Source organism: Streptomyces sp. ALI-76-A, from assembly GCF_030287445.1.
Classification (GTDB): domain Bacteria; phylum Actinomycetota; class Actinomycetes; order Streptomycetales; family Streptomycetaceae; genus Streptomyces.
This window is the reverse complement of the sequence record NZ_JASVWB010000002.1, coordinates 4,163,806-4,189,162: the sequence shown is the minus strand read 5'-3', so window position 1 is coordinate 4,189,162 and position 25,357 is coordinate 4,163,806. Positions and strand designations below refer to the sequence as shown.

Below are 25,357 nucleotides of genomic sequence, written 5' to 3'. Positions count from 1 at the left end.
CCACCGGTCGCCACCGGTCGCCGCCGGTCACCGGCCGGCCCGGCAGCCGCCGGCTACCAGGCGAAGGCCTCCGGAGACGGACCCGGCCCGGGGAAGACCTCGTCCAGGCCGGACAGCAGCTCTTCGCCGAGCTCCAGCTCGACCGCGCGCAGAGCGGATTCGAGCTGCCCGGCGGTGCGCGGACCGACGATCGGGCCGGTCACGCCGGGGCGGGTGAGCAGCCAGGCGAGGGCGGCCTCACCGGGTTCGACCCCGTGCTTGTCGAGCAGGTCCTCGTACGACTGGATCCGGGCGCGGACGGCGGGGTCGGCGAGCGAGTCGGCCGCGCGGCCGGAGGAGCGCCGGCCGCCCTCGACCTCCTTCTTGAGCACGCCGCCCAGCAGGCCGCCCTGGAGCGGCGACCAGGGGATGACCCCGAGCCCGTAGTCCTGCGCGGCCGGGATGACCTCCATCTCGGCGCGGCGCTCGGCGAGGTTGTACAGGCACTGCTCGCTGACCAGCCCGATGGTGCCGCCGCGGCGGGCGGCGGTCTCGTTGGCCTGGGCGATCTTGTACCCGGGGAAGTTGCTGGAGCCGACGTAGAGGATCTTGCCCTGCTGCACCAGTACGTCGATGGCCTGCCAGATCTCCTCGAAGGGGGTGGCGCGGTCGATGTGGTGGAACTGGTAGAGGTCGATGTAGTCGGTCTGGAGCCGCTTCAGCGAGGCGTCCACCGCCCGCCGGATGTTGAGGGCGGACAGCTTGTCGTGGTTGGGCCAGACCGGACCGCCGTCGCCGGCCATGTCGCCGTAGACCTTGGTGGCGAGGACGACCTTGTCGCGGCGCTCGCCGCCCTTGGCGAACCAGTTCCCGATGATGGATTCGGTACGGCCCTTGTTCTCGCCCCAGCCATAGACGTTGGCCGTGTCGAAGAAGTTGATCCCCGCGTCCAGCGCCGCGTCCATGATGGCGTGGCTGTCCGCCTCGTCGGTCTGCGGACCGAAGTTCATGGTGCCGAGCACCAGCCGACTTACCTTGAGTCCCGTGCGTCCGAGCTGCGTGTACTTCATGGTCCACAAGCCAACGGCCTGGAGTGCGCTCCACGCAAGGGGGCCGGTCGGTCTCGGCGGAGGCCGGCTCAGTACCGGTAGGGCCGGCCCAGGTCCCACGCCTGGTGCAGCGCGTCCGCGAACGCCGCCGCCATCTTGTGCTCGCCGCCGGCGTTGGGATGCGTCCCGTCGTAGGTGTCGGTGTGGATGTCGTACGACGACGGGACCGAGGCCAGCAGCAGCGGCGAGCGCGGCTCGTCCAGGTCCGCCACCGTCTTCGCCAGCAGGTCGTTGAACAGGCCGACCTGCGCGGCGAAGGGCTCGTCGGACTGTGCCCGGACGTTCGGGATGACCGGCAGCAGCACCATCCGCACGCGCGGCTCGGCCGCCCGCGCCCCGGCCACGAAGGTCCGGACGTTCTGCGCGGTCTGCTCGGCGTTCGTGTAGAAGCCCAGGTCGATCAGGCCCAAGGAGATCAGCAGGACGTCCGCCCGCGCCTCCCGCACCGCCTCGCCGATCAGCGGCGCCATGTGCACCCAGCCCTCGCCCCAGCCGGCCAGGTGGGCGCGGGGGAAGTCCGGGTCGGCGTAGGCGTACGAGACGGGGGCCCGCGCCGCCTGGTCGTACAGCGTCTCGCGCGGGCCGACCAGGGTGAACGGGCCGCCGTACGTGGCGCACAGGTGCTGCCACACGCGGTAGCGCCAGGTGGTTCGCCGGCGCTCCCGATCGTCATGGAGTCCCCGACCGGCATGATCCTGAGCATCCGCTCATGATGAACGATCACGGGGGACGAGTGGGATGCGCGAAGGTGTGAAGCCCGCCACGCGCCTGTCTCCACCGGCGGGATGGCAGGCTTGGCCCATGCGTCGCTCCTTTGTGTTCCTCGCCGCGGGCCTCCTCGTCGGTGCGCTCGCCGTGCCGGCCGCCGCCGACGGGGACGAGGGGTTCACCCTCTCGGACCCCCGGATCACCGAGTCCAGCGGCCTCGCCGCCTCCCGTCAGCACCCCGGCGTCTACTGGACGCACAACGACCAGGACACGGGCGCCTATCTCTACGCCGTCGACAGCCGCACCGGCGAGACCGTCGCGACGATCACCCTGACCGGCGTGGGCACGCCCCGGGACGTCGAGGCCGTCGCCGTCGGGCCCGGCAACCAGATCTACGTCGGCGACATCGGCGACAACGACGGGGTCAGCTGGCCCTATGTGTGGGTGTACCGGCTCCCCGAGCCGAAGGAGCTGAAGGACCAGAAGGTCCGGGCCACGCAGTACGTCGTGAAGTACGCGGACGGCTCCCGCGACGCCGAGTCCATGGTCGTCCACCCGAAGACCGGGCGCGTCTACCTCATCGACAAGCAGGAGGACGGCGGGCACCTGTACCAGGGACCCGCCGAGCTCTCCGCGTCCGGCACGAACGTCTTCGAGCCGGCCGCCGCCGTCGACCTGTGGGCCACCGACGCCGCCTTCTCCCCGGACGGCGAACAGCTCGCCGTACGCGGCTACTTCGGGGGTATCTGGTACGACTGGAACGGCGGGAGGATCACTCGCAAGGGGCGGCTCAGCGTGCCCATCGGGCAGGGCGAGTCGGTCACCTACTCCGCCGACGGCACGAAGCTCCTGCTCGGCAGCGAGGGTGCGAACAGCCAGGTGGTGGCGGAGGACGCGCCCGGCGACTCCGACGCCGGATCCTCCTCCGGCGGCGGGAGTTCGGCGGACGGCGACAGCGGCACCGGCGGCGACGGCCTCGACGGCAACGTCAAGGTCGGCGCGATCGTCGTGGTGGCCTGCGCGGCCCTGTTCGGCGTCCGGCGGCTATTCCGCCGCCGCTCCTGATCCCTCGTCCTCCCGGGCGCGCCGTTCGGCGACGTACACCTCCAGCCCGTCCAGGATCCGCTGCAACCCGAACTCGAAGTGGTCGAAGTCGGGCCCGAAGGTGTCCTCGGAGAGGGAGGCCATGACCGGGTAACGGCCCGACGCCAGGACCTTCTCCAGCGTCGGCACCTGGGCCTGCCAGAACTCGGCGTCGGTGAGGCCGGTGCGGCGCTCGGCCTCCTCCTGGTGCACCTGTGTGCGCGCGGCGCCGACGACGTACCCGTCGATCGCGATGATCGCCGAGACCAGTTCGGGGTCGGTCAGTCCCATCGGCCTGATCAGTGAGAGCACCTTCTCCATGCCGTCGAGCGCGCTCGGCCCGAGGATCGGGCGGGACTGGTTGACCTGGAGCAGCCAGGGGTGGCGGCGGTAGAGGGCGAGGGTCGACCGGCCCAGGGCCTCCAGGGCCGCGCGCCAGCCGCCGTCGCCGAAGTCGGCCGGGTTCTCCGAGGGCCGCTGGACGCGGTCCAGCATCAGATCGAGCAGCTCGCCCTTGCCGGGGACGTACCGGTACAGGGACATCGCGCCGGTGCCGAGCTCGGTGGCGATCCGGCGCATCGAGACCGCGTCGAGCCCGTCCCGGTCGGCGACCTCCACGGCGACCTCGACGATCCGCTCCAGTGTCAGACCCGGTTTGGGCCCGCGACTGGGGCGCTTGCCGGTGTCCCACAGAAGTTCGAGGGTGCGCCCGATGTCGCCGCTGCCACTGGTCTCCGTACGGCTCGTCATGGGTGCAGCTTAGTTCCGCGCGAAAAAACCGGGTACACCGTACGCGCAATCGGGTACGGTGTACTCAGTTGATGAGAAGGGGGACCCATGAGCGACGGACACGCGGTACGGGCCGAGGCCCTGGAGAAGCGCTACGGAGACAAACGCGCTCTCGACGGCTTCGACCTGACCGTCCGCGAGGGCACCGTGCACGGCCTGCTCGGGCCGAACGGGGCCGGCAAGACCACCGCCGTGCGCATCCTCTCCACCCTCGTCCGGCTCGACGGCGGACACGCGACCGTGGCCGGTCTCGACGTGACCCGGCACGCCCGCGAGGTGCGCGCCCGCATCGGCCTCACCGGGCAGTACGCGGCCGTGGACGAGGTGCTCACCGGACGGCAGAACCTGGAGATGTTCGGCCGCCTGTTCCACCTGGGCGGCAGGCGCGCCAAGCAGCGGGCGGTCGAACTCCTCGACCGGTTCGACCTGACCGACGCCGCCGACAAGGGCGTGGGCGCCTACAGCGGCGGCATGCGGCGCCGCCTCGACCTCGCCGCGTCGATGATCCTCGCTCCGGCCGTCCTCTTCCTGGACGAGCCGACGACCGGCCTCGACCCCCGCAGCCGGGGCGAGGTCTGGGAAGCGGTCCGGGCGCTGGTGGCGGGCGGCACGACGGTCCTGCTGACCACCCAGTACCTGGAGGAGGCCGACAAGCTGGCCTCGCGCATCACCGTCATCGACCACGGCCGGGCCATCGCCGACGACAGCCCGGACGGCCTGAAGAACCGGATCGGCGGTGACCGGATCGAGGTCGTGGTGGCCGAACGGGCCGACATCCCCCGGGCGGTGAAAGTCGTCGCCCGGGTGTCGGACGGCGAACCCGAGGCGGACGAGAACGAGTCGCGCGTCCACGCGCCCGTGACCGACCGGGTGGCCGCCCTGACGGAGGTGGCGCGCACGCTCCAGGACGAGGGCGTGCGGGTCGAGGACATCGGACTGCGCCGGCCGAGCCTGGACGACGTGTTCCTGCGCCTGACCGGACACCGGACCGAGACGACGGACGAGGAGGCCGCCGCATGAGCGCCGTCGACCTGACCTCGCCGGCCGCGCGCGGCCGTACGTACTGGCTGTTCGCCGACTGCTGGAACATCGTCCGCCGCGGCCTGACCCACTACCGGCGCCAGCCCGTCAACATCGCCTGGCAGCTGGGCTTCCCGATCCTGTCGGTCCTGCTGTACGGCTATGTCTTCGGCAGCGCCATGCAGGTGCCCGGCGGCGGGGACTACAAGGACTTCCTGATGCCCGGGATGTTCGTGATGACGATGGCGTTCGGCTTCATCAACACCGCGACCGTCGTGGTCTACGACTCCACCAAGGGCGTCATCGACCGGTTCCGCTCCATGCCGATGGCCTCGTCCGCGGTGGTGGCCGGGCGCGGGGTGACCGATCTGCTGGTCGCCTGCGCCGAGTTGGGGATCATGATGCTCACCGCGGTCGCCATGGGCTGGCGGCCGGACGGCGGGCTCGGCTTCCTCGCCGCCTTCGGGCTGCTGCTGTGGCTGCGGTTCGCGCTCATCTGGGTCGGCGTCTGGCTCGGCCTGCTCGTGCCCAACCCGGAGGCGGCCGGCGGGCTGTTCGCGGTGGCGTTCCCGCTGACCATGATCTCCAGCATCTTCGTCGCGCCCCAGCTGATGCCCGACTGGCTCGGCGCGGTGGCCGCGTGGAACCCGATCTCGTCCACGGCGGCGGCCACCCGGGAGCTGTTCGGGACGCCGGTCGGGGACGGGGACTCCTGGATCGAGCAGCACGCGCTGCTGATGGCCGGGGTGTGGCCGGTGGTGCTGACGGCGATCTTCCTGCCGCTCGCGGTACGGAGGTTCCAGAAGCTGAGCAGGTGACGGCGGGTGCGGTGACGCGTACGCACCCCGGGCTGTCGAGGCCCGCGCATGAGGAAGGGCGCCCGGTCGGGACCGGGCGCCCTTCTCAGCCGTACGGGTGTCGGCTACAGCTTCTCGATGACGAAGTCGATGCACTTGGTGAGCGCCTCGACGTCCGCCGGGTCGATCGCCGGGAACATGGCGACGCGGAGCTGGTTGCGGCCGAGCTTGCGGTAGGGCTCGGTGTCGACGATGCCGTTGGCACGCAGGGTCTTGGCGACGGCGGCGGCGTCGATCTCGTCCGAGAAGTCGATCGTGCCGATGACCTGGGAGCGCTGGGCCGGGTCGGTGACGAACGGGGTCGCGTACTTGCTCTCCTCGGCCCAGCCGTACAGGCGGGTCGAGGAGTCCTTCGTGCGGCCCGTGGACCAGGCCAGGCCGCCCTGGCCGTTGATCCACTCCAGCTGCTCGTTGAGGAGGAAGAGGGTGGCCAGCGCGGGGGTGTTGTACGTCTGGTTCTTGCGGGAGTTGTCGATCGCCGTCGGCAGGGAGAAGAACTCCGGGACGTGGCGGCCGGAGGCGTGGACGCGCTCGGCGCGCTCCAGCGCCGCCGGGGAGAACACGCCGATCCACAGGCCGCCGTCGGAGGCGAAGGACTTCTGCGGGGCGAAGTAGTAGACGTCGGTCTCGGCGATGTCGACCGGGAGGCCGCCCGCGCCGGACGTGGCGTCCACCAGGACGAGCGAGCCGGAGTCCGCGCCCGCGACCCGCTTGACGGGGGCGGCGACACCGGTGGACGTCTCGTTGTGGGTGAACGCGTACACGTCGACGCCGGCCTCGGCCCGCGGCTCCGGGTGGGTGCCCGGGTCGGCGGAGATGACGGTCGGCTCGGCGAGCCAGGGGGCGAGCTTGGCGGCCTTGGCGAACTTGGAGCTGAACTCGCCGAAGCTGAGGTGCTGCGACTTGTTCTCGATCAGGCCGTGCGTCGCGACGTCCCAGAAGGCGGTGGAGCCGCCGTTGCCGAGGACGACCTCGTAGCCCTCGGGGAGCTGGAACAGGTCGGCGATGCCCTCACGGACCTTGCCGACCAGGTTCTTGACCGGGGCCTGGCGGTGGGACGTGCCCAGGAGGGACGTCCCCGTGGAGGCGAGTGCGTCCAGCGCCTCCGTCCGCACCTTGGAGGGACCCGCACCGAAGCGTCCGTCGGCGGGCTTGATGTCAGCGGGAATCTGGATGTCGGCCACGTGCCGGAGGGTATCTCCTCGGCGAAACCGGACGGAACCGCGTCCGGCGGATGAGACGCCCGATCCAGTGTGTGGACCAGCGGAAGTCCAGGGCCCGACGGGCCGTCCGGTGACGGTCGGTGGTCGCGTGCATCCTTGACGCATGGCGGATCTCGAGCGGGAACTGCGGGAGGCGGTCCGGGGCGAGGTGGGTTTCGACGTCACCTCCCGGGCGCTGGTCACCATGGACGCGTCCAACTACCGGCGTGTCCCGCTGGGCGTGGTGGCTCCCCGGGACGCCGACGACGTGGTGGCGGCCCTCGCGGTCTGCCGGGCGCACGGCGTGCCGGTGGTGCCGCGCGGCGGGGGCACGTCGATCGCCGGTCAGGCGACGGGCACGGGCGTGGTGCTGGACTTCACCCGCCACATGAACCGCCTGCTGTCCCTGGACCCGGAGGCGGGCACCGCGGTCGTGCAGCCCGGCCTGGTCCTCGACCGCCTCCAGGAGGCCGCCGCCCCGCACGGCCTGCGCTTCGGCCCGGACCCCTCCACGCACAGCCGGTGCACGCTCGGCGGGATGATCGGCAACAACTCGTGCGGCTCCCATTCGGTCGCCTGGGGGACCACCGCGGACAGCGTGCGCGAGCTGTCGGTGCTCACCGCGCGCGGTGAGCGCCTGCGGCTCGGACCGGGGTGGGCGGGCGCGCCCGAGGGTCTGCGCGGCCTGGTGGACTCGGAACTGCCGAGGCTGCGCACCGGCTTCCCCGACCTGCCCCGCCGCATCTCCGGGTACGCGCTGGACGCCCTGCTGCCCGAGAAGGGCGCCGACACCGCCCGCGCCTTCTGCGGCTCGGAGGGCACGCTGGGCGTCCTCACGGAGGCGGTGGTCCGGCTGGTGCGGGCGCCCCGCGCGCGGGCGCTGGCCGTGCTGGCGTACGCCGACGAGAGCGCGGCCGCCGAGGCCGCGGCCGGCCTGCTGCCGTACGGCCCGCTGACGGTCGAGGGCATGGCGGCGGACCTGGTGGCGTCCCCGGCCGACCTGCCCCGGGGCGCGGCCTGGCTGTTCGTGGAGACCGGCGGGGAGTCGCCGGGCGAGGCACGCGCGCGTGCGGAGGCGATCGTCCGCGCGGCCGACGTCGTGGACGCCCGGGTGGTGACGGACCCGGCCGGACAGCGCGCCCTGTGGCGTATCCGGGAGGACGCGAGCGGTACGGCGACCAGGATGGCGGACGGCTCCGAGGCGTGGCCCGGCTGGGAGGACTGCGCGGTCCCGCCGGCCCGGCTGGGCGCGTACCTGCGGGACTTCCGGGAGCTGCTGGCCGCCCACGGCCTGCGCGGCACGCCGTACGGCCACTTCGGGGACGGCTGCATCCATGTCCGCATCGACTTCGACCTGCTGACCGGGGCGGGGGTGGCCCGTTTCCGTGGCTTCTCGGAGGACCTGGCCGGCCTCGTGGTCGCCCACGGCGGCTCGCTGTCCGGGGAACACGGCGACGGACAGGCGCGGGCGGAGCTGCTGCCGCGGATGTACGGCGCGGAGACGGTCGCGCTGTTCGAGCGCGTGAAGGCGGTGTGGGACCCGGACGACCTGCTCAACCCGGGGATGCTGGTCCGTCCGGCCCCGCTGGACGCGAACCTCCGCTTCGCCGTCCTGCCGCGCCGGCCGGTGGACGTGGCCTTCGGCTACCCGTCCGACGGCGGCGACTTCTCGGCCGCGGTCCGCCGCTGCGTGGGCGTCGCGAAGTGCCGTACGACGACGGCGTCAGGCCCCGCGGTGATGTGCCCGTCGTTCCGGGTGACCGGCGAGGAGGAGCACTCCACACGCGGGCGGGCCCGGCTGCTGCACGAGATGCTCGCCGGTGAACTGGTCACCGACGGCTGGCGCTCACCGCAGGTCCGGGACGCGCTCGACCTGTGCCTGTCCTGCAAGGGCTGCCGCTCCGACTGCCCGGTCGGGGTGGACATGGCCACGTACAAGGCCGAGTTCCTCCACCACCACTACGCGGGGCGGCGCCGTCCTGCCGCGCACTACAGCATGGGGTGGCTGCCGGTGTGGCTGCGCTGGGTGGGGCTGCTGCGCGCGGCGCCGGTGGTCAACGCGCTGGGGGCGGTGCGCCCGTTGGCCGCCGTCCTGAAACGGGCGGGCGGGATCGCGGCCGAGCGGCGGATTCCGCGGGTCGCGGGGGAGACGTTCAGCAGGTGGTGGCGCCGACGCCCGCCCGCGCGCACCTCCGGCACCTTGGTCGTCCTGTGGCCGGACACGTTCACCGAGCACCTGTCGCCGTCGGTGGGCCGGGCGGCGGTGCGCGTCCTGGAGGCGGCGGGGCTGCGGGTGGCGCTCCCGCCGGCACTGCGCCTGCCGAGGGCCCCGGTGGGCGACGGCAGGTCGTCCGGCCCGCCGCCGCTGCCGCGCGCCCGCGCCCGGGTCTGCTGCGGCCTGACCTACGTCTCCACCGGCCAGCTCGACCGCGCCCGCGAGGTGCTGCGCCGCACGCTCGACCTGATGGCGCCGGTGCTGGAGACGGACGCCCCGGTCGTCGTCCTGGAGCCCAGCTGCGCGGCGGCGCTCCGCACGGACCTGCCCGAGCTGCTGCACGACGACCCGCGCGCGGCCCGGCTGGCCGCGAAGGTCCTCACCTTCGCGGAGACGCTGGAACGCCTGGCCCCCGACTGGACCCCGCCCCGCGTCGACCGCCCGGTGGCCGGCCAGACCCACTGCCACCAGCACGCGGTCCTCGGTGACGCGGCCGACCGCCGGGTGCGCCGGGCGGCGGGCCTGACCGGGGAACTGGCGGGCGGCTGCTGCGGCCTGGCCGGCAACTTCGGCTTCGAGCGAGGGCACTTCGAGGTCTCGGCGGCCTGCGCGGAGGAGCGGCTCCTGCCGGCCGTGCGGGCGGCCGGCGGGGACACCGTGATCCTGGCGGACGGCTACTCCTGCCGCACCCAGCTGGAGCAACTGGCGGGGGTGCGGGGCAGACATCTGGCCGAGGTGCTGGCCGAGGGGCTGGCACGGGAAGCGAGGGGACACGAGTGATGAGCGAACGGACCGTCGGACCGATGCGCGCACCGACCGGCGGAGTGGGCCGGGTGGCGGTCCTCTCCGACATCCACGGAGTGCTCCCCGCGCTGGAGGCGGTGCTCGCCGAACCGGAGGTCGCCGCCGCCGAGCGGATCGTGCTCACCGGGGACATCACGGCGGGTCCGCAGCCGTCCGAGGTGCTCGACCTCCTGCGCGCGCAGGGCGAGCGGGTGCTGTGGGTCTCGGGCAACGCGGACCGGGAGCTGGTCGAGTACCGCAGAGGAGAGCGGGACGACATCCCCGACCCGATCGCCCCCTACGCGGCGGACCAGCTCTCCGACGCGCAGGTGGAGTTCCTGTCCGGTCTCCCCACATCCCTCACCTTCCCGGTCCGGGGCCTCGGCAAGGTCCTGTTCTGCCACGCCACCCCCCGCGACGACGAGGAGGTCGTCCTCGTCGACTCCCGCCTCGACCGCTGGACGGAGGTCTTCGCCGGCCTCGCGGCCGACGTCCGCACGGTGGTCTGCGGCCACACCCACATGCCCTACGTCCGCCTCGCCCATGGCCGGCTGGTCGTCAACCCCGGCAGCGTCGGCATGCCGTACGGCCGCCCCGGCGCCCACTGGTGCCTCCTCGGCCCCGGCACCGACCTGCGCGTGACGCCGTACGACGTCCGGGCGGCGATCACGCGCCTCGTGGCGGACTGCGCCTACCCGGACATCCGCGACTGGGCCGACCACTACCTCAACGCCCGCGCCACGACGCGGACGCGCTGGGGGCGTTCGGGCCACGGGACGGGCGGACCTGACGGGGAGGACCACATTCTGGGACAGTTGCATAAAGGGTTCACGTGCCTGACGTAGTCCATTACCCTGGACCACGTCGTACAGTGAGATGTACGGACGCCCCCTGCTCAGTCATCGGAAGGCACCCGTGAGCACCCCCTCCACACCCACCCCGGTCACCCCCGCGACGGCCGCCATGGCCACTCCGGACGGCGCGCCGGGCCGCCGAGGGAGCCTCGGCCCGGTCGGACTGGTCCTCGCCGGGGGGATCTCGGTGCAGTTCGGCGGGGCCCTCGCGGTGACGCTGATGCCGAGGGCGGGGGCGTCCGGGGTGGTCGCCCTGCGGCTGCTGGCGGCGGCTCTGGTGCTGCTGCTGGTGTGCCGCCCCCGGCTGCGTGGCCACTCCCGTACGGACTGGGGCACGGTCGTCGTCTTCGGCCTGACCATGGCGGCGATGAACGGCCTCTTCTACCAGGCCGTCGACCGCATTCCGCTGGGCGCCGCCGTCACCCTGGAGGTGCTCGGCCCCCTCGCCCTGTCCGTCCTCGCCTCCCGGCGCGCGATCAACGTGGTGTGGGCCTCGCTCGCCCTGGCAGGCGTCTTCCTGCTCGGCGGCGGGGGCTTCGGCGGTCTCGACCCGGTGGGGGTCGCCTTCGCGCTGGGCGCGGGCGCCATGTGGGCCGCGTACATCGTCTTCAGCGCCCGGACGGGCCGCCGCTTCCCGCAGGCCGACGGGCTCGCGCTGGCGATGGCGGTGGCGGCCCTGGCGTTCCTGCCCCTCGGTGTCGCCGAGGCGGGCACGAAACTCCTCGACCCGACGACGATCGCCCTGGGCTCGGCGGTCGCCCTGCTGTCCTCCGTCCTGCCCTACACCCTCGAACTCCTCGCCCTGCGCCGCCTGCCCGCCTCCACGTTCGCCGTCCTCATGAGCCTGGAACCGGCCATCGCCGCCACCGCGGGCTTCCTGATCCTGCACCAGACCCTGACGGTCCCGGAGGCCGCCGCCATCGCCCTGGTCATCGCCGCGAGCATGGGGGCGGTGCGGACGCAGATGGGGCGGGGGACGGCGAAGCCCCTCGGCGGCTGAGCGTCGGCGCGCCGGCCGCGCGGCCGGCGGAGGCGTGCCCCTGCGGCGCGGGCGCCGCGTCTCCGGCGCGCTCTACTCGGTTCGCGGGGTCTCCCGTGTCCGGACCTGGTGCCGACGGGCCTTGAGCCGGTTCCCGCAGGTCTTCATCGAGCACCACCGCGCGGTGGTGGCGCGACTGCGGTCCAGCAGGAAGAGGCGGCACTCGGGGTTCCCGCACGGCCGCAGACGGCCGGGCATGCGCTCCTTGACGTCCGCCCACGCGAGCACCAGCTCCACGGCGAGCCTACGGCGCACCCATCGGCTGGCGGCTGGCCCTGCGATCCACCTGGTTCCCGGCGGCGGGCACTTCCTGCTCGAGAGCCACCTGGACACCGTGGCCGGGTACATGCGCGGATTCCTGACCGGTACCCGACTGCCCGCATGAAGCCGTGAAGCGCTCCCGCGGCGGCCGGCCCCGGCGCTCCAGGGCCGGGGCCGGCCGGTCCGCCGGGGCGAAGGGGCCCGTCGGAGGGGGTGCTGCCGTCCGTCAGCCGTCGAAGCGGGTGCGGGCGGCCTCGATGTGACCGAGGTACTGGTGGGTCCAGTCGCACATCCCGTCGACCGTCCTGCGCAGGCCCTGGCCCGCCTCGGTGAGGGTGTACTCCACGCGCGGCGGCACGGTGGGGTGCACGGTCCGCCCGACCAGGCCGTTGCGCTCCAGCATGCGCAGGTTCTGGGTGAGCATCTTGTGGCTGATCCCCTCGATCTCGTTGCGCAGCTCGCTGAAGCGGCGGGTGCGATCGCCGAGCGTCTCGATGATCAGAAGCGCCCACTTGTTGGCGACGTCCGAGAAGATCTCCCGCGCCAGCGAGTCCGCGCGCGACAGGTCCGCGTCCTCGGGCGAGCCCTTGAACTGCTTGGTCACCATCAGGTTCCCCTGTCACTGAAAAGTGCGTTCTTCCACGTCAGCGACCACTCTCCTATGGTTCCTGAGTCACCACAAGAGAGCGGCGAGTCCACGGGCTCGCATGACGAGAAGGCGGACACCATGGCCATCACCCTGGTCAACCCCAGCGGACTGCCCGAGATCGACGTCTACCACCAGGTGTCGGTCGCGTCCGGGTCGAAGCTGGTCTTCATCGCCGGGCAGGTCGCCTGGGACGCCGAGGGGGTCACGGTCGGCGAGGGCGACCTCGCCGCTCAGGTCGAGCAGAGCTACCTCAACGTCGGCACCGCCCTGGCCGGCGCCGGCGCCTCCTTCGACGACGTGGCGAAGCTGACCGTCTACGTCGTCGACTGGACCCCCGACAAGATGCCCCTGGTCCTGGAGGGAATCGCCCGGGCGTCCGCGAAGCTGGGCGTCACCCCGGCCCCGCCGGGCACCCTGCTGGGCGTCGCCGCGCTGGACATCCCCGAGCACCTGGTGGAGGTGGAGGCGACCGCGGTCGTCGACTGAGGCGGAGCCTGGGGGCGACGAGGCGGAGCGTGGGCGTGGCCGGAGAGCCGTAAGCCGGAGGGCCGTAGCCGGAGGGCCGTAGCCGCAGGGGCGCGCCCGGAGAGGCGTGCCAGGCGACACCGAAGTCCTCTCCGGGGAATTCATGCAAGCATGCTTGCTTGTTTCTGGGTCCGCTGCCATGCTCCCCTCCATGGCCGACCCGACGCCCGTGTTCGCGGACCTGCGTGCCGAGAGCGAGGAACTCGACCGGCTCGTCGCCGAGTTGAGCCCCGAGCGATGGGCCCTCGCCACCCCCGCCCCCCGCTGGACCATCGCCCACCAGATCGCGCACCTCGTCTGGACCGACCGCTCGGCGCTGCTCGCGGTCACCGACCAGGACGCGTTCCGGGGTCTGGTCGAGAAGGCGCTCGCCGCCCCCGGCTCCTTCGTGGACGAGGGCGCGGAGGAGGGCGCCCGGCTCGCGCCCGCCGACCTGCTCGCCCGGTGGCGCGAGGGCCGTACCGCACTCGACGCGGCACTGCGCTCGGCACCGCCAGGCGCCCGCTTCCCCTGGTACGGCCCGCCCATGTCGGCGGCCTCCATGGCCACCGGCCGTCTGATGGAGACCTGGGCCCACGGCCAGGACGTCGCGGACGCGCTGCAAGCCACCCGCACCCCCACCGACCGGCTCCGGCACGTCGTCCGCATCGGCGTGCGCACCCGGGACTTCGCGTTCGGGGCGCACGGACTGACCCCGCCGGCCGAGGAGTTCCGCGTCGAACTCACCGGCCCCGGCGGTGACGTGTGGTCGTACGGTCCCGAGGACGCCGCCCAGCGGGTCACCGGACCCGCCCTCGACTTCTGTCTGCTGGTCACCCAGCGGGCCCACCGCGCCGACCTCGCCCTGCGCGCCGACGGCCCCGACGCCGGCCGCTGGCTGGACGTCGCCCAGGCCTTCGCCGGCCCGCCCGGCACCGGACGCGCCCCCGAGGGAGCCGGCCGGTGACACCCCTGCGCATCGGCAACGCCTCCGGCTTCTACGGCGACCGCTTCGACGCGATGCGCGAGATGCTCACCGGCGGCGAACTCGACGTCCTCACCGGCGACTACCTCGCCGAACTGACGATGCTCATCCTCGGCCGGGACCGGCTCAAGGACCCGGGCGCCGGGTACGCCCGTACCTTCCTGCGGCAGCTGGAGGAGTGCCTGGGGCTCGCGCACGAGCGGGGTGTGCGGGTCGTCGCCAACGCGGGCGGCCTCAATCCGGCCGGACTCGCCGACGCCGTACGGAAGCTGGCCGACCGGCTGGGTCTCCCGGTCCGGGTCGCGCACGTCGAGGGCGACGACCTCAAGGACCGGTTCCCGGGCGCCCTCGCCGCCCACGCCTACCTCGGCGGCTTCGGTGTCGCGGCCTGTCTGCGGGACGGCGCGGACGTCGTCGTCACCGGGCGGGTGACGGACGCGGCGCTGGTCACCGGGCCCGCCGTCGCGCACTTCGGCTGGGGACCGGAGGAGTACGACAGGCTCGCGGGAGCGGTCGTCGCGGGGCACGTCCTGGAGTGCGGGGCGCAGGCGACCGGCGGCAACTACGCCTTCTTCGGCGAGGACGGCGCCACCCGCCCCGGCTTCCCCCTCGCCGAGCTGCACGAGGACGGCGGCAGCGTCATCACCAAGCACCCCGGCACCGGCGGCCTGGTCGACGTCGGCACGGTGACGGCCCAGCTGCTGTACGAGACGGCCGGGGCCCGCTATCCGGGACCGGACGTCACCGCCCGCCTCGACACCGTACGGCTCACCCAGGAGGGCCCCGACCGGGTGCGGATCGACGGTGTACGGGGCGAGGCCCCGCCCCCGGCGCTCAAGGTCGGCGTCAACCGCCTCGGCGGCTTCCGCAACGAGGTCGTCTTCGTCCTCACCGGGCTGGAGATCAAGTCCAAGGCGGCTCTGGTGCGACGGCAGATGCGGGCCGCGTTCGCGAGGTCCCGTCCCGCGCGCGTCGACTGGGACCTCGTGCGCACCGACCGGCCCGACGCCGACTCCGAGGAGACCGCCAGCGCTCTGCTGCGGCTCGTGGTGCGGGACCCCGTCCAGGAGAACGTCGGCCGGGTGCTGAGCGGAGCCGCCGTCGAGCTGGCGCTCGCCAGTTACCCGGGCTTCCATGTGCTGGCACCCCCGGGCAAGGGCACGCCCTACGGCGTCTTCGAGGCGGCGTACGTCCCGCACGCCGACGTCGGCCACGTGGCCGTCCTCCACGACGGGCGCCGGATCCCCGTGCCGCCGGCCCGCGACACCCTCGTCCTCGACGGCGTCGCGGAGCCGCCGCCGCCCGAGCCGCTCCCGGACGGGCCCGTACGACGCGCCCCGCTCGGCCTCGTCGCCGGCGCCCGCAGCGGGGACAAGGGCGGGGACGCCAACGTCGGCGTCTGGGCCCGGACCGAGGACGCCTGGCGGTGGCTCGCCCACGCGCTGACCGTGGACCGGTTCCGGCAGCTGATCCCCGAGAGCCGTGAACTGGACGTCACCCGGCACGTCCTGCCCCACCTGCGCGCCCTCAACTTCGTCGTCGAGGGCATCCTCGGCGAGGGTGTCGCCGCCCAGCACCGCTTCGATCCGCAGGCCAAGGCGCTGGGCGAATGGCTGCGCTCCCGCCACCTGGACATCCCGGAGGTCCTCCTGTGACGGTCATCCGCTCCACCCTGGACACCGGCGGCGCCGACTTCCGGGCCGGCCGCGAGGCGATGCTCGCCAAGCTGGACCAGTTGACCGCCGAGCACGCGAAGGCGCTCGCCGGCGGCGGCGAGAAGTACGTCGCCCGGCACCGGCAGCGTGGCAAGCTCCTCGCCCGCGAACGCGTCGAACTGCTCCTGGACCCCGACACGCCCTTCCTGGAGCTGTCACCGCTGGCCGCCTGGGGGAGCGAGTACGCGGTGGGCGCCTCCCTGGTCACCGGCATCGGGGTGGTGGCGGGCGTGGAGTGCCTGATCACGGCCAACGACCCGACCGTGCGCGGCGGCGCCAGCAACCCCTGGAGCCTGAAGAAGGCGCTGCGGGCCAACGACATCGCGCTCGCCAACCGGCTGCCCTGCGTCAGCCTCGTGGAGTCCGGCGGGGCGGACCTGCCGTCCCAGAAGGAGATCTTCATCCCCGGCGGCGCGATCTTCCGCGACCTCACCCGGCTCTCGGCCGCCGGGATCCCCACCGTCGCGGTCGTCTTCGGGAACTCGACGGCCGGGGGCGCGTACATCCCCGGCATGTCCGACCACGTGATCATGGTCAAGGAGCGCGCGAAGGTGTTCCTCGGCGGGCCGCCGCTGGTGAAGATGGCCACCGGTGAGGAGAGCGACGACGAGTCCCTGGGCGGCGCGGAGATGCACGCGCGCGTGTCCGGCCTCGCCGACCACTTCGCCGTCGACGAGCGGGACGCCCTGCGCCAGGCCCGGCGCGTGGTGGCCCGCCTCAACCACCGCAAGGCGTACGGCGATCCGGGCCCGGCCGCCCCTCCGAAGTATGACGAGGACGAGCTCCTGGGGATCGTGCCCGGCGACCTGAAGACCCCCTTCGACCCCCGCGAGGTCGTCGCCCGCATCGTCGACGCCTCCGACTTCGACGAGTTCAAGCCGCTGTACGGGACGAGCCTCGCCACGGGCTGGGCGACCCTGCACGGCTACCCGGTCGGGATCCTCGCCAACACCCAGGGGGTCCTCTTCAGCGAGGAGTCCCAGAAGGCCGCCCAGTTCATCCAGCTCGCCAACCAGCGCGACATCCCGCTGCTGTTCCTGCACAACACCACCGGCTACATGGTCGGCAAGGAGTACGAGCAGGGCGGCATCATCAAGCACGGCGCGATGATGATCAACGCGGTCAGCAACTCCAAGGTCCCGCACCTGTCGGTCCTGCTGGGCGCGTCCTACGGCGCCGGCCACTACGGCATGTGCGGGCGCGCCTACGACCCCCGCTTCCTGTTCGCCTGGCCCAGCGCCAAGTCCGCCGTCATGGGCCCGCAACAGCTGGCGGGCGTCCTGTCGATCGTCGCCCGGCAGTCCGCGAGCGCCAAGGGACAGCCGTACGACGAGGACGCCGACGCCGCCCTGCGCGCCATGGTGGAGCAGCAGATCGAGTCCGAGTCCCTGCCGATGTTCCTGTCCGGGCGGCTGTACGACGACGGCGTCATCGATCCGCGCGACACCCGCACGGTCCTGGGGCTGTGTCTGTCGGCGATCCACACGGCGCCGTACGCGGGTGCGCGCGGCGGCTTCGGCGTCTTCCGGATGTGAGGGATTCCATGATCGCCAGTCTTCTGGTCGCCAACCGGGGCGAGATCGCCTGCCGGGTCTTCCGCACCTGCCGCGACCTCGGCATCCGCACGGTCGCCGTGTACTCGGACGCCGACGAGAGCGCCCTGCACACGCGCGTGGCCGACACGGCGGTACGACTGCCGGGCGCGGCGCCCGCCGACACGTACCTGCGCGGCGACCTGATCGTGAAGGCGGCCGTCGCCGCCGGCGCGGACGCCGTCCACCCCGGCTACGGCTTCCTCTCCGAGAACGCCGGCTTCGCCCGTGCCGTCCTCGACGCGGGCCTGCTGTGGATCGGCCCGCCCCCGGCGGCGATCGAGGCGATGGCGTCCAAGACGCGCGCCAAGGAACTGCTGGGCATCCCCCCGCTGCCGCAGGTCACCGAGGCGGATCTGCCGGTGCTGGTGAAGGCGGCGGCGGGCGGGGGCGGGCGCGGGATGCGGGTCGTGCGCCGGCTCGCCGACCTGGACGCGGAACTGGCCGCCGCCCGCGTCGAGGCGGTGAGTGCCTTCGGGGACGGCGAGGTGTTCGTCGAGCCCTATGTGGAGGGCGGCCGCCACGTCGAGGTGCAGATCCTCGCCGACACGCACGGCACGGTCTGGCCGCTCGGCACCCGGGACTGCTCCCTCCAGCGCCGTCACCAGAAGGTCGTCGAGGAGGCCCCGGCGCCGGGGCTGCCGGCCGCGCTCACCGGGGAGCTGTACCGGACGGCCGTACGCGCCGCGCGGTCGGTGTCCTACGTCGGCGCCGGCACGGTCGAGTTCCTCGTGGCCGACGGCCGGGCCCACTTCCTGGAGATGAACACCCGCCTCCAGGTCGAACACCCCGTCACCGAGGCGGTGTTCGGCGTCGACCTGGTCGCCCTGCAACTCCGGATCGCCGAGGGCGCCGCGCTGGACGCCGACCCGCCGCTGCCGTCCGGACACGCCGTCGAGGCCCGCCTCTACGCCGAGGACCCCGCGACCGACTGGACCCCCCAGACCGGCACCCTGCACCGGCTGGCCGTCCCGGAGGGCGTCCGCCTGGACACCGGCTACGCGGACGGCGACTCCATCGGCGTCCACTACGACCCCATGCTGGCCAAGGTCGTCGCCCACGCGCCCACGCGCGCGGAGGCCGTCCGCCGGCTCGCCGGCGCCCTGGAGCGAACGGCACTGCACGGTCCGGTCACCAACCGGGACCTGCTCGTACGCTCCCTGCGGCACCCGGAGTTCACCACCGCCCGCATGGACACCGGCTTCTACGACCGCCACCTCGCGGACCTCACCGGACCCGCCCCCGACCCGCACGCCCCGCTCGCCGCCGCCCTGGCCGACGCCCATGGCCGCTCCCGCTTCGGCGGCTGGCGCAACGTCCCGTCGCGGCCGCAGGTCAAGCGCTACACGATGGCGGGGGAGGAGGTCGAGGTGCGGTACCGGCACACGCGACAGGGCCTGGAGGCGGACGGGCTGCGGGTGGTGCACGCCGACGCGGGTCTCGTCGTCCTCGAAGTGGACGGCGTACGGCGCAGGTTCGAGGTCGCGCGCTACGCCGACCGGCTGTACGTCAACAACACGGCCCTGACAGCGCTGTCCCGCTTCCCCGACCCGGCCGCCCAACTGGCCCCGGGCTCCCTGCTGGCCCCGATGCCCGGCACGGTCGTCCGCGTGGCCCAGGGCCTGGCGCCCGGATCCCCCGTACAGGCCGGAGACCCGCTCCTGTGGCTGGAGGCGATGAAGATGGAACACCGGGTCACGGCTCCGGTGACGGGGACGCTGAGCGCCCTGGAGGTCGTTCCTGGCCAGCAGGTCGCGGTCGGCGCGCTGCTGGCGGTGGTCGAGCCGACGTAGGGGTGCGGGAACCGCGCGACCAGCCACGACGAAGCCCGCAGACGAAGGAGTCCCGTGAGCCCCGTGATCGAAACCGAAGAACACAAAGCCCTCCGCGCCGCCGTGGCCGCCCTCGGCACCCGCCACGGCCGCGACCACGACCGGGAGGCCCTCTGGTCCGAGGCGGGCAAGCTCGGCTACCTCGGCGTCAACCTCCCCGAGGAGTACGGCGGCGGAGGCGGCGGCATCGCCGAACTCTCCCTCGTCCTGGAGGAACTCGGCGCCGCCGGCTGCCCGCTGCTCATGATGGTCGTCTCCCCGGCCATCTGCGGCACGGTGATCGCCCGCTTCGGCACCGGGGAACAGAAACGCGCGTGGCTCCCCGGCCTCGCCGACGGCACCCGCACCATGGCCTTCGGCATCACCGAACCCGACGCCGGTTCGAACTCCCACCGCATCACCACCACCGCCCGCCGTGACCCGGACACCGGGGACTGGCTCCTCACCGGCCGCAAGGTGTTCATCTCCGGCGTGGACATCGCCGACGCCACCCTCATCGTCGGCCGCACCGAGGATGCCCGTACCGGCCGTCTCAAGCCGTGCCTGTTCATCGTCCCGCGCGACACCCCCGGCTTCACCCGCCGCCGCATCGACATGGAACTCACCGCCGCGGAGAAGCAGTTCGAGCTGACCCTGGACGACGTCCGGCTGCCCGCCGACGCCCTCGTCGGCGACGAGGACGCGGGCCTCCTCCAGCTCTTCGCCGGCCTCAACCCCGAACGTGTCATGACGGCCGCCTTCGCGATCGGCATGGGCCGCTACGCGCTCACGCGGGCGATCGCCTACGCCCGTGACCGCACGGTCTGGGACACCCCCATCGGCGCCCACCAGGCCATCGCCCACCCGCTCGCCCAGGCGCACATCGACCTGGAACTCGCCCGCCTGATGACGCAGAAGGCGGCCCACCTGTATGACGCGGGGGACGACGCGGGCGCCGGTGAGGCCGCGAACATGGCCAAGTACGCGGCCGGCGAGGCCTGTGTGAAGGCGGTCGACCAGGCCGTGCAGACCCTCGGCGGCAACGGCCTCACCCGGGAGTTCGGGCTCGCTTCGTTGATAACGGCCGCGCGCGTGGCTCGTATTGCTCCGGTGAGCCGGGAGATGATTCTCAACTACGTCTCCCACCAGACCCTCGGCCTGCCCAAGTCGTACTGACCGGCGCCGTGTCGCGCGAGGAGGAACCATGTTCCGCAGCGAGTACGCAGACGTCCCGCCCGTGGACCTGCCCATCCACGACGCGGTGCTGGGCCGCGCGGCCGAGTTCGGTGACGCCCCCGCCCTGATCGACGGCACCGACGGCACCACCCTCACCTACGACCAGCTGGACCGCTTCCACCGCCGGATCGCCGCCGCCCTCGCCGAGGCGGGCGTGCGCAAGGGGGACGTCCTCGCGCTGCACAGCCCCAACACGGTCGCCTACCCGACCGCGTTCTACGCCGCCACGCGCGCGGGCGCCTCCGTCACGACCGTGCATCCGCTCGCCACGCCGGAGGAGTTCGCCAAGCAGCTCACCGACTCCGCCGCCCGCTGGATCGTCACGGTGTCACCGCTGCTGGGGACCGCCCGCCGGGCCGCCGAACTCGCCGGTGGCGTCCAGGAGATCTTCGTCTGCGACAGCGCCGGCGGGCACCGCTCGCTCATCGACATGCTGGCCTCGACCGCGCCGGAACCGCGGGTCGCGATCGATCCGGTGGCGGACGTGGCCGCCCTGCCGTACTCCTCGGGCACCACCGGCGTCCCCAAGGGCGTGATGCTCACGCACCGCCAGATCGCCACCAACCTCGCCCAGCTCGAACCCGCCATGTCGGCAGGGCCCGGCGACCGCATCCTCGCGGTGCTCCCGTTCTTCCACATCTACGGTCTGACCGCGCTCATGAACGGGCCCCTGCGCAACGGCGCCACCGTCGTCGTCCTGCCCCGCTTCGACCTGGAGACGTTTCTCGCGGCCATCCAGAACCACCGCATCACCGGCCTGTACGTCGCCCCGCCGATCGTCCTGGCCCTCGCCAAGCACCCCGCGGTCGCCCAGTACGACCTCTCCTCCCTGCGGTACGTCATCAGCGCCGCCGCACCCCTGGACGCCCGGCTCGCCGCCGCCTGCTCGCAGCGGCTCGGCCTGCCGCCCGTCGGTCAGGCGTACGGCATGACGGAACTGTCCCCGGGCACCCACGTCGTCCCCCTGGACGCCATGCGCGAGGCGCCCGCCGGGACCGTCGGCAAGCTCATCGCCGGCACCGAGATGCGGATCGTGTCCCTCGACGACCCCGGCAAGGACCTCGGTACCGGCGAGGCCGGCGAGATCCTCATCCGCGGCCCCCAGGTCATGAAGGGCTACCTGGGCCGCCCCGACGACACCGCCGCGATGATCGACGCCGACGGCTGGCTGCACACCGGGGACGTCGGCCACGCCGACGCCGACGGCTGGCTGTTCGTCGTCGACCGGGTGAAGGAGCTCATCAAGTACAAGGGCTTCCAGGTGGCCCCCGCCGAACTGGAGGCCCTCCTGCTCACCCATCCCGGCATCGCCGACGCGGCCGTCATCGGCGTCTACAACGAGGACGGCAACGAGATCCCGCACGCGTACGTGGTCCGCCAGCCCACCGCGACCGGCCTCTCCGAAGGAGAGGTGATGATGTACGTCGCCGAACGGGTCGCCCCCTACAAGCGCGTCCGCCACGTCACCTTCATCGACGGGGTGCCCAGGGCCGCCTCCGGCAAGATCCTGCGCCGCCGGCTCCGGGAGCGCGCATGACGGTCCTGGTGGGCCGCACGCGCGCGCGGGGCGTCGAGACCCTCACCCTGGACTCCCCGCACAACCGCAACGCGCTCTCGGCGGCCCTCGTGGGGGAACTCGCCGGCGCGCTGGCCGACTGCGCCGAGGACACCGGCGTACGCGCCGTCGTCCTCACCCACACCGGCACCACCTTCAGCGCGGGCGCCGACCTGCGCGATCCCCCGCACCCGGACGCGCTGACCGGCCTGCTGCGGCGGATCGTGGAGCTGCCCCGACCGGTGCTGGCCCGGGTCACCGGCCACGTCCGCGCGGGCGGCCTCGGCCTGCTGGCCGCCTGCGACCTGGCCGCCGCCTCCACCACGTCGACCTTCGCCTTCACGGAGGTCCGCATCGGAGTGGCGCCCGCGGTCATCTCGCTGCCGGTGATCCCCCGCGCCGACCCGCGCGCCCTGGCCCGCTACTACCTCACCGGCGAACGCTTCGACGCGGCCGAGGCGGCCCGGATCGGCCTGCTGACGGTGGCGGGGGACGACGTCGACGACGTCCTCGCACCCGTCCTCGACGGTCTGCGCCGCTCCTCCCCGCAGGGCCTGGCGGAGACGAAACGGCTGCTCACGGCTAGGGTGCTGGAAGCCTTCGACCGGGACGCGGCCGAGCTGACCGCGCTCTCGGCCCGGCTGTTCGCCTCCGCCGACGCCCGCGAGGGCATGACGGCCTTCCTCGAACGACGGGATCCGCCATGGGTGCTGTGAACACGGTCGACCGTGCGCCCAAGCAGGACCGCAGCCGGGCCACCCGGCAGCGGCTCCTGGAAGCCGCCGTGGCCTGCCTCGCCGCACACGGCTGGGCGGGCTCCACGGTCGCCGTCGTCGCCGAACGCGCCGGCGTCTCCCGCGGCGCCGCCCAGCACCACTTCCCGACCCGCGAGGACCTCTTCACGGCGGCGGTCGAGTACGTGGCGGAGGAACGCTCCACGGCCCTGCGCGCCCTCTTCCCCGAGGGCGCGGCGGGCGACCGCCGCGCGGTCGTGTCCGCCCTGGTCGACCTCTACACCGGCCCCCTGTTCCGCGCCGCCCTCCACCTGTGGGTCGCCGCCTCCAACGAGCCACAGCTGCGCCCCCGGGTGACCGAACTGGAGGCCCGCGTCGGCCGCGAGACCCACCGCATCGCCGTGGAACTCCTCGGCGCCGACGAGTCCCGCCCCGGCGTCCGCGAAACGGTCCAGGGCCTGCTGGACATGGCCCGCGGCCTGGGCCTGGCCAACCTCCTCACGGACGACACCGGCCGCCGGGAGCGCGTGGTGGCCCAATGGGCACAGCTCCTGGACGACACCCTGACCTGAGCACACCGACAGCGCCGCCCACCACGTCGGGCAGGGGCGCCGGGGCGAAACAACGCACCGGCTCCGACCGGCACCGCCCGCGTCACGGACTGAGCCGCTCCACCCGCCAGCTTCCGTCCGTCTCCGCGACGTAGCGCAGGCGGTCGTGGAGGCGGTTCTCCCGGCCCTGCCAGAACTCCACCGAGCGCGGGGCCACCCGGAAGCCGCCCCAGTGCGGTGGCACCGGCACCTGTTCGCCCTCCGGGTAGCGGGCGGTCAGCTCCGCGTACGACGCGTCCAGGCCGTCGCGGCCCGTGATCACCGAGGACTGCGCGCTCGCCCACGCGCCGAGCTGGGAGCCGTGCGGGCGGGTGCGGAAGTACGCGGCGGTCTCGTCGCGTCCGGTGCGCCGGGCGACGCCCGTGACGATGACCTGGCGGGCCATCGGATGCCAGGGGAACAGGAGACAGACGTACGGGTTCTCCGCCAGGTCGCGGGCCTTGCGGGAGTCGTAGTTGGTGTAGAAGACGAAGCCCCGCTCGTCGAAGTGCTTCAGCAGCACGGTCCGGGAGCTGGGCCGGCCCTCCGCGTCCGCCGTGGACACGACCATGGCGTTCGGCTCGAACAGGCGGCCCTCCGTCGCGGCCTGCCGGAACCAGCGCGCGAACTGCTCGACCGGCGTGGCGGCCAGGTCGGTCTCGGCGAGCCCCTGCGCCCGGTACTGCTTGCGCATGGAGGCGGGATCGGGGGAGACGGCGTCTGCGGCGTTCACATGGTCATCCTGCCGTATCGCCACCACGGCGACCGGGGATGGCACTGAGTGCCGCGACCACTCCCCAAAGGTGGCACTCAGGGATATGGTGCTGTTCCGTCCCGGTGGGTGACCGTCGGCCGTACGGGGCACGACCGGGGTGACCGCCAGGACCGCGAGTCCCCGCACTCGACCGTGGGTCCGTCGGCGCCACCCGTCGTGCGCATCGTCGTACACATCACGTCGTACACATCACGAGGAGCCGCCTGATGTCCGACTTCGTACCCGGACTAGAGGGAGTCGTCGCGTTCGAGACGGAGATCGCCGAACCGGACAAGGAGGGCGGCGCCCTGCGGTACCGGGGCGTCGACATCGAGGACCTGGTCGGTCACGTCTCCTTCGGCAACGTCTGGGGCCTGCTCGTCGACGGCGCCTTCAACCCCGGCCTGCCGCCCGCGGAACCGTTCCCGATCCCGGTCCACTCCGGGGACATCCGGGTCGACGTGCAGTCCGCGCTCGCCATGCTGGCGCCCGTGTGGGGCCTGCGGCCGCTGCTGGACATCGACGCCGCCCAGGCCCGCGCCGACCTCGCCCGCGCCGCCGTCATGGCCCTGTCCTACGTCGCCCAGTCCGCCCGCGGCCAGGGCCTGCCCATGGTCCCGCAGCGGGAGATCGACAAGGCGCAGTCCGTCGTCGAACGCTTCATGATCCGCTGGCGGGGCGAGCCCGACCCCAAGCACGTGGCGGCCGTGGACGCGTACTGGACCTCGGCGGCCGAGCACGGCATGAACGCGTCCACCTTCACGGCACGGGTGATCGCGTCCACGGGCGCGGACGTGGCGGCCGCGCTGTCGGGCGCCGTGGGAGCGATGTCCGGCCCGCTGCACGGCGGCGCCCCCTCCCGCGTGCTCGGGATGATCGAGGAGATCGAGCGGACGGGCGACGCCGAGGCCTACGTCAAGCAGGCCCTCGACAAGGGCGAACGCCTCATGGGCTTCGGCCACCGCGTCTACCGCGCCGAGGACCCGCGCGCGCGGGTGCTGCGCCGCACCGCCCGCGAACTGGGCGCGCCCCGTTTCGAGATCGCCGAGGCCCTGGAGAAGGCCGCCCTCGCGGAACTCCACGCCCGCCGCCCCGACCGCGTCCTCGCGACCAACGTCGAGTTCTGGGCCGCCATCGTCCTGGACTTCGCCGGGGTCCCGGCCCACATGTTCACCTCGATGTTCACCTGCGCCCGTACCGCGGGCTGGTCGGCCCACATCCTGGAGCAGAAGCGCACCGGCCGCCTGGTCCGCCCGTCGGCCCGCTACACCGGCCCGGGGTCGCGCGATCCGCGGGAGATCGAGGGGTACGGCGACATCACCGGCTGAGCCGG

20 protein-coding genes and 3 pseudogenes are annotated in these 25,357 nt (G+C 73.2%); 16 read left to right on the top strand and 7 right to left on the bottom strand.

All coding sequences use genetic code 11. The features are described from left to right. Nucleotides 1–53: 53 nt before the first annotated feature. Nucleotides 54–1,049: an aldo/keto reductase gene (locus tag QQS16_RS19510; protein WP_286063120.1), complete on the bottom strand. Its 996-nt coding sequence runs from the start codon at nucleotides 1,047–1,049 to the stop codon at nucleotides 54–56. A 68-nt stretch (nucleotides 1,050–1,117) separates the two neighbouring features. After that, a pseudogene (locus QQS16_RS19505) lies at nucleotides 1,118–1,791 on the bottom strand (SGNH/GDSL hydrolase family protein). A 98-nt stretch (nucleotides 1,792–1,889) separates the two neighbouring features. Between QQS16_RS19505 and QQS16_RS19500 the strand changes: the two are divergent. Beyond that, complete coding sequence (locus QQS16_RS19500) at nucleotides 1,890–2,861, top strand: WD40 repeat domain-containing protein (RefSeq protein ID WP_286063119.1); 972 nt, start codon at nucleotides 1,890–1,892, stop codon at nucleotides 2,859–2,861. Here the strand turns inward: QQS16_RS19500 and QQS16_RS19495 are convergent. Beyond that, entirely contained in the window at nucleotides 2,841–3,629 is a 789-nt protein-coding gene (locus QQS16_RS19495; protein ID WP_286063118.1) for a TetR/AcrR family transcriptional regulator, read from the bottom strand. The genes QQS16_RS19500 and QQS16_RS19495 overlap by 21 nt on opposite strands. An 87-nt stretch (nucleotides 3,630–3,716) precedes the next feature. Here QQS16_RS19495 and QQS16_RS19490 point away from each other — a divergent pair, with 87 nt between their 5' ends. Together QQS16_RS19490 and QQS16_RS19485 are read left to right on the top strand one after the other, a co-directional pair. Continuing rightward, the gene (locus QQS16_RS19490) at nucleotides 3,717–4,688 is read left to right on the top strand and encodes an ATP-binding cassette domain-containing protein (RefSeq protein WP_286063117.1); all 972 of its coding nucleotides are present in this window, start codon (nucleotides 3,717–3,719) and stop codon (nucleotides 4,686–4,688) included. Next, nucleotides 4,685–5,506: an ABC transporter permease gene (locus tag QQS16_RS19485; protein ID WP_286063116.1), complete on the top strand. Its 822-nt coding sequence runs from the start codon at nucleotides 4,685–4,687 to the stop codon at nucleotides 5,504–5,506. The genes QQS16_RS19490 and QQS16_RS19485 overlap by 4 nt, the downstream gene beginning before the upstream one ends. 104 nt (nucleotides 5,507–5,610) lie before the next feature. Here QQS16_RS19485 and serC read toward each other — a convergent pair whose 3' ends face one another. Beyond that, entirely contained in the window at nucleotides 5,611–6,729 is a 1,119-nt protein-coding gene (serC, locus tag QQS16_RS19480) for a phosphoserine transaminase (protein ID WP_286063115.1), read from the bottom strand. A 142-nt stretch (nucleotides 6,730–6,871) separates the two neighbouring features. On the opposite strand from serC, the gene QQS16_RS19475 reads away from it, so the two are divergent. The 3 genes and pseudogenes from QQS16_RS19475 to QQS16_RS19465 all read left to right on the top strand — a co-directional run bounded on the left by QQS16_RS19475 (nucleotide 6,872) and on the right by QQS16_RS19465 (nucleotide 11,599). After that, nucleotides 6,872–9,742, top strand: a complete 2,871-nt coding sequence (locus QQS16_RS19475; protein WP_286063114.1) for an FAD-binding and (Fe-S)-binding domain-containing protein — start codon at nucleotides 6,872–6,874, stop codon at nucleotides 9,740–9,742. 23 nt (nucleotides 9,743–9,765) lie between these two features. After that, nucleotides 9,766–10,535, top strand: a pseudogene (locus QQS16_RS19470) (metallophosphoesterase family protein). A gap of 125 nt (nucleotides 10,536–10,660) precedes the next feature. After that, the gene (locus QQS16_RS19465; RefSeq protein ID WP_286063113.1) at nucleotides 10,661–11,599 is read left to right on the top strand and encodes an EamA family transporter; all 939 of its coding nucleotides are present in this window, start codon (nucleotides 10,661–10,663) and stop codon (nucleotides 11,597–11,599) included. A 72-nt stretch (nucleotides 11,600–11,671) separates the two neighbouring features. Here QQS16_RS19465 and QQS16_RS19460 read toward each other — a convergent pair. Further along, a pseudogene (locus tag QQS16_RS19460) lies at nucleotides 11,672–11,887 on the bottom strand (CGNR zinc finger domain-containing protein); the annotation flags it as partial. Nucleotides 11,888–12,125: 238 nt separating this feature from the next. Next, on the bottom strand, nucleotides 12,126–12,506 hold the full coding sequence (locus QQS16_RS19455; protein ID WP_286063112.1) for a winged helix-turn-helix transcriptional regulator: 381 nt from the start codon (nucleotides 12,504–12,506) through the stop codon (nucleotides 12,126–12,128). A gap of 120 nt (nucleotides 12,507–12,626) precedes the next feature. Here QQS16_RS19455 and QQS16_RS19450 point away from each other — a divergent pair, with 120 nt between their 5' ends. The 9 genes from QQS16_RS19450 (at nucleotide 12,627) to QQS16_RS19410 (ending at nucleotide 23,252) form a co-directional block, all read left to right on the top strand. Further along, nucleotides 12,627–13,034 (top strand): RidA family protein, encoded by a 408-nt coding sequence (locus tag QQS16_RS19450; RefSeq protein ID WP_286063111.1) that lies wholly within the window; start codon nucleotides 12,627–12,629, stop codon nucleotides 13,032–13,034. 190 nt (nucleotides 13,035–13,224) lie between these two features. Next, on the top strand, nucleotides 13,225–14,019 hold the full coding sequence (locus QQS16_RS19445) for a TIGR03084 family metal-binding protein (protein WP_286063110.1): 795 nt from the start codon (nucleotides 13,225–13,227) through the stop codon (nucleotides 14,017–14,019). Then, nucleotides 14,016–15,692 carry an acyclic terpene utilization AtuA family protein gene (locus tag QQS16_RS19440; protein WP_286063109.1) on the top strand — a complete coding sequence of 559 codons (1,677 nt, stop codon included), beginning with the start codon at nucleotides 14,016–14,018 and terminating at the stop codon, nucleotides 15,690–15,692. The genes QQS16_RS19445 and QQS16_RS19440 overlap by 4 nt, the downstream gene beginning before the upstream one ends. Then, nucleotides 15,647–17,287: an acyl-CoA carboxylase subunit beta gene (locus tag QQS16_RS19435; protein ID WP_502963811.1), complete on the top strand. Its 1,641-nt coding sequence runs from the start codon at nucleotides 15,647–15,649 to the stop codon at nucleotides 17,285–17,287. The genes QQS16_RS19440 and QQS16_RS19435 overlap by 46 nt, the downstream gene beginning before the upstream one ends. 8 nt (nucleotides 17,288–17,295) lie before the next feature. After that, nucleotides 17,296–19,137, top strand: a complete 1,842-nt coding sequence (locus QQS16_RS19430; protein WP_286063107.1) for an acetyl/propionyl/methylcrotonyl-CoA carboxylase subunit alpha — start codon at nucleotides 17,296–17,298, stop codon at nucleotides 19,135–19,137. 66 nt (nucleotides 19,138–19,203) lie between these two features. Next, nucleotides 19,204–20,331, top strand: a complete 1,128-nt coding sequence (locus QQS16_RS19425; protein ID WP_502963915.1) for an acyl-CoA dehydrogenase family protein — start codon at nucleotides 19,204–19,206, stop codon at nucleotides 20,329–20,331. 28 nt (nucleotides 20,332–20,359) lie between these two features. Next, nucleotides 20,360–21,928: a 4-coumarate--CoA ligase family protein gene (locus tag QQS16_RS19420; protein ID WP_286063105.1), complete on the top strand. Its 1,569-nt coding sequence runs from the start codon at nucleotides 20,360–20,362 to the stop codon at nucleotides 21,926–21,928. After that, nucleotides 21,925–22,662 carry an enoyl-CoA hydratase family protein gene (locus QQS16_RS19415; RefSeq protein WP_286063104.1) on the top strand — a complete coding sequence of 246 codons (738 nt, stop codon included), beginning with the start codon at nucleotides 21,925–21,927 and terminating at the stop codon, nucleotides 22,660–22,662. Before QQS16_RS19420 ends, QQS16_RS19415 begins: the two co-directional genes overlap by 4 nt. Next, the gene (locus QQS16_RS19410; protein ID WP_286063103.1) at nucleotides 22,650–23,252 is read left to right on the top strand and encodes a TetR/AcrR family transcriptional regulator; all 603 of its coding nucleotides are present in this window, start codon (nucleotides 22,650–22,652) and stop codon (nucleotides 23,250–23,252) included. Before QQS16_RS19415 ends, QQS16_RS19410 begins: the two co-directional genes overlap by 13 nt. 82 nt (nucleotides 23,253–23,334) lie before the next feature. Here QQS16_RS19410 and pdxH read toward each other — a convergent pair whose 3' ends face one another. After that, the gene (gene pdxH, locus QQS16_RS19405; RefSeq protein WP_286063102.1) at nucleotides 23,335–24,003 is read right to left on the bottom strand and encodes a pyridoxamine 5'-phosphate oxidase; all 669 of its coding nucleotides are present in this window, start codon (nucleotides 24,001–24,003) and stop codon (nucleotides 23,335–23,337) included. Between the two features lie 248 nt (nucleotides 24,004–24,251). On the opposite strand from pdxH, the gene QQS16_RS19400 reads away from it, so the two are divergent. Next, nucleotides 24,252–25,352, top strand: a complete 1,101-nt coding sequence (locus tag QQS16_RS19400; protein ID WP_286063101.1) for a citrate synthase 2 — start codon at nucleotides 24,252–24,254, stop codon at nucleotides 25,350–25,352. Nucleotides 25,353–25,357: the final 5 nt, after the last annotated feature.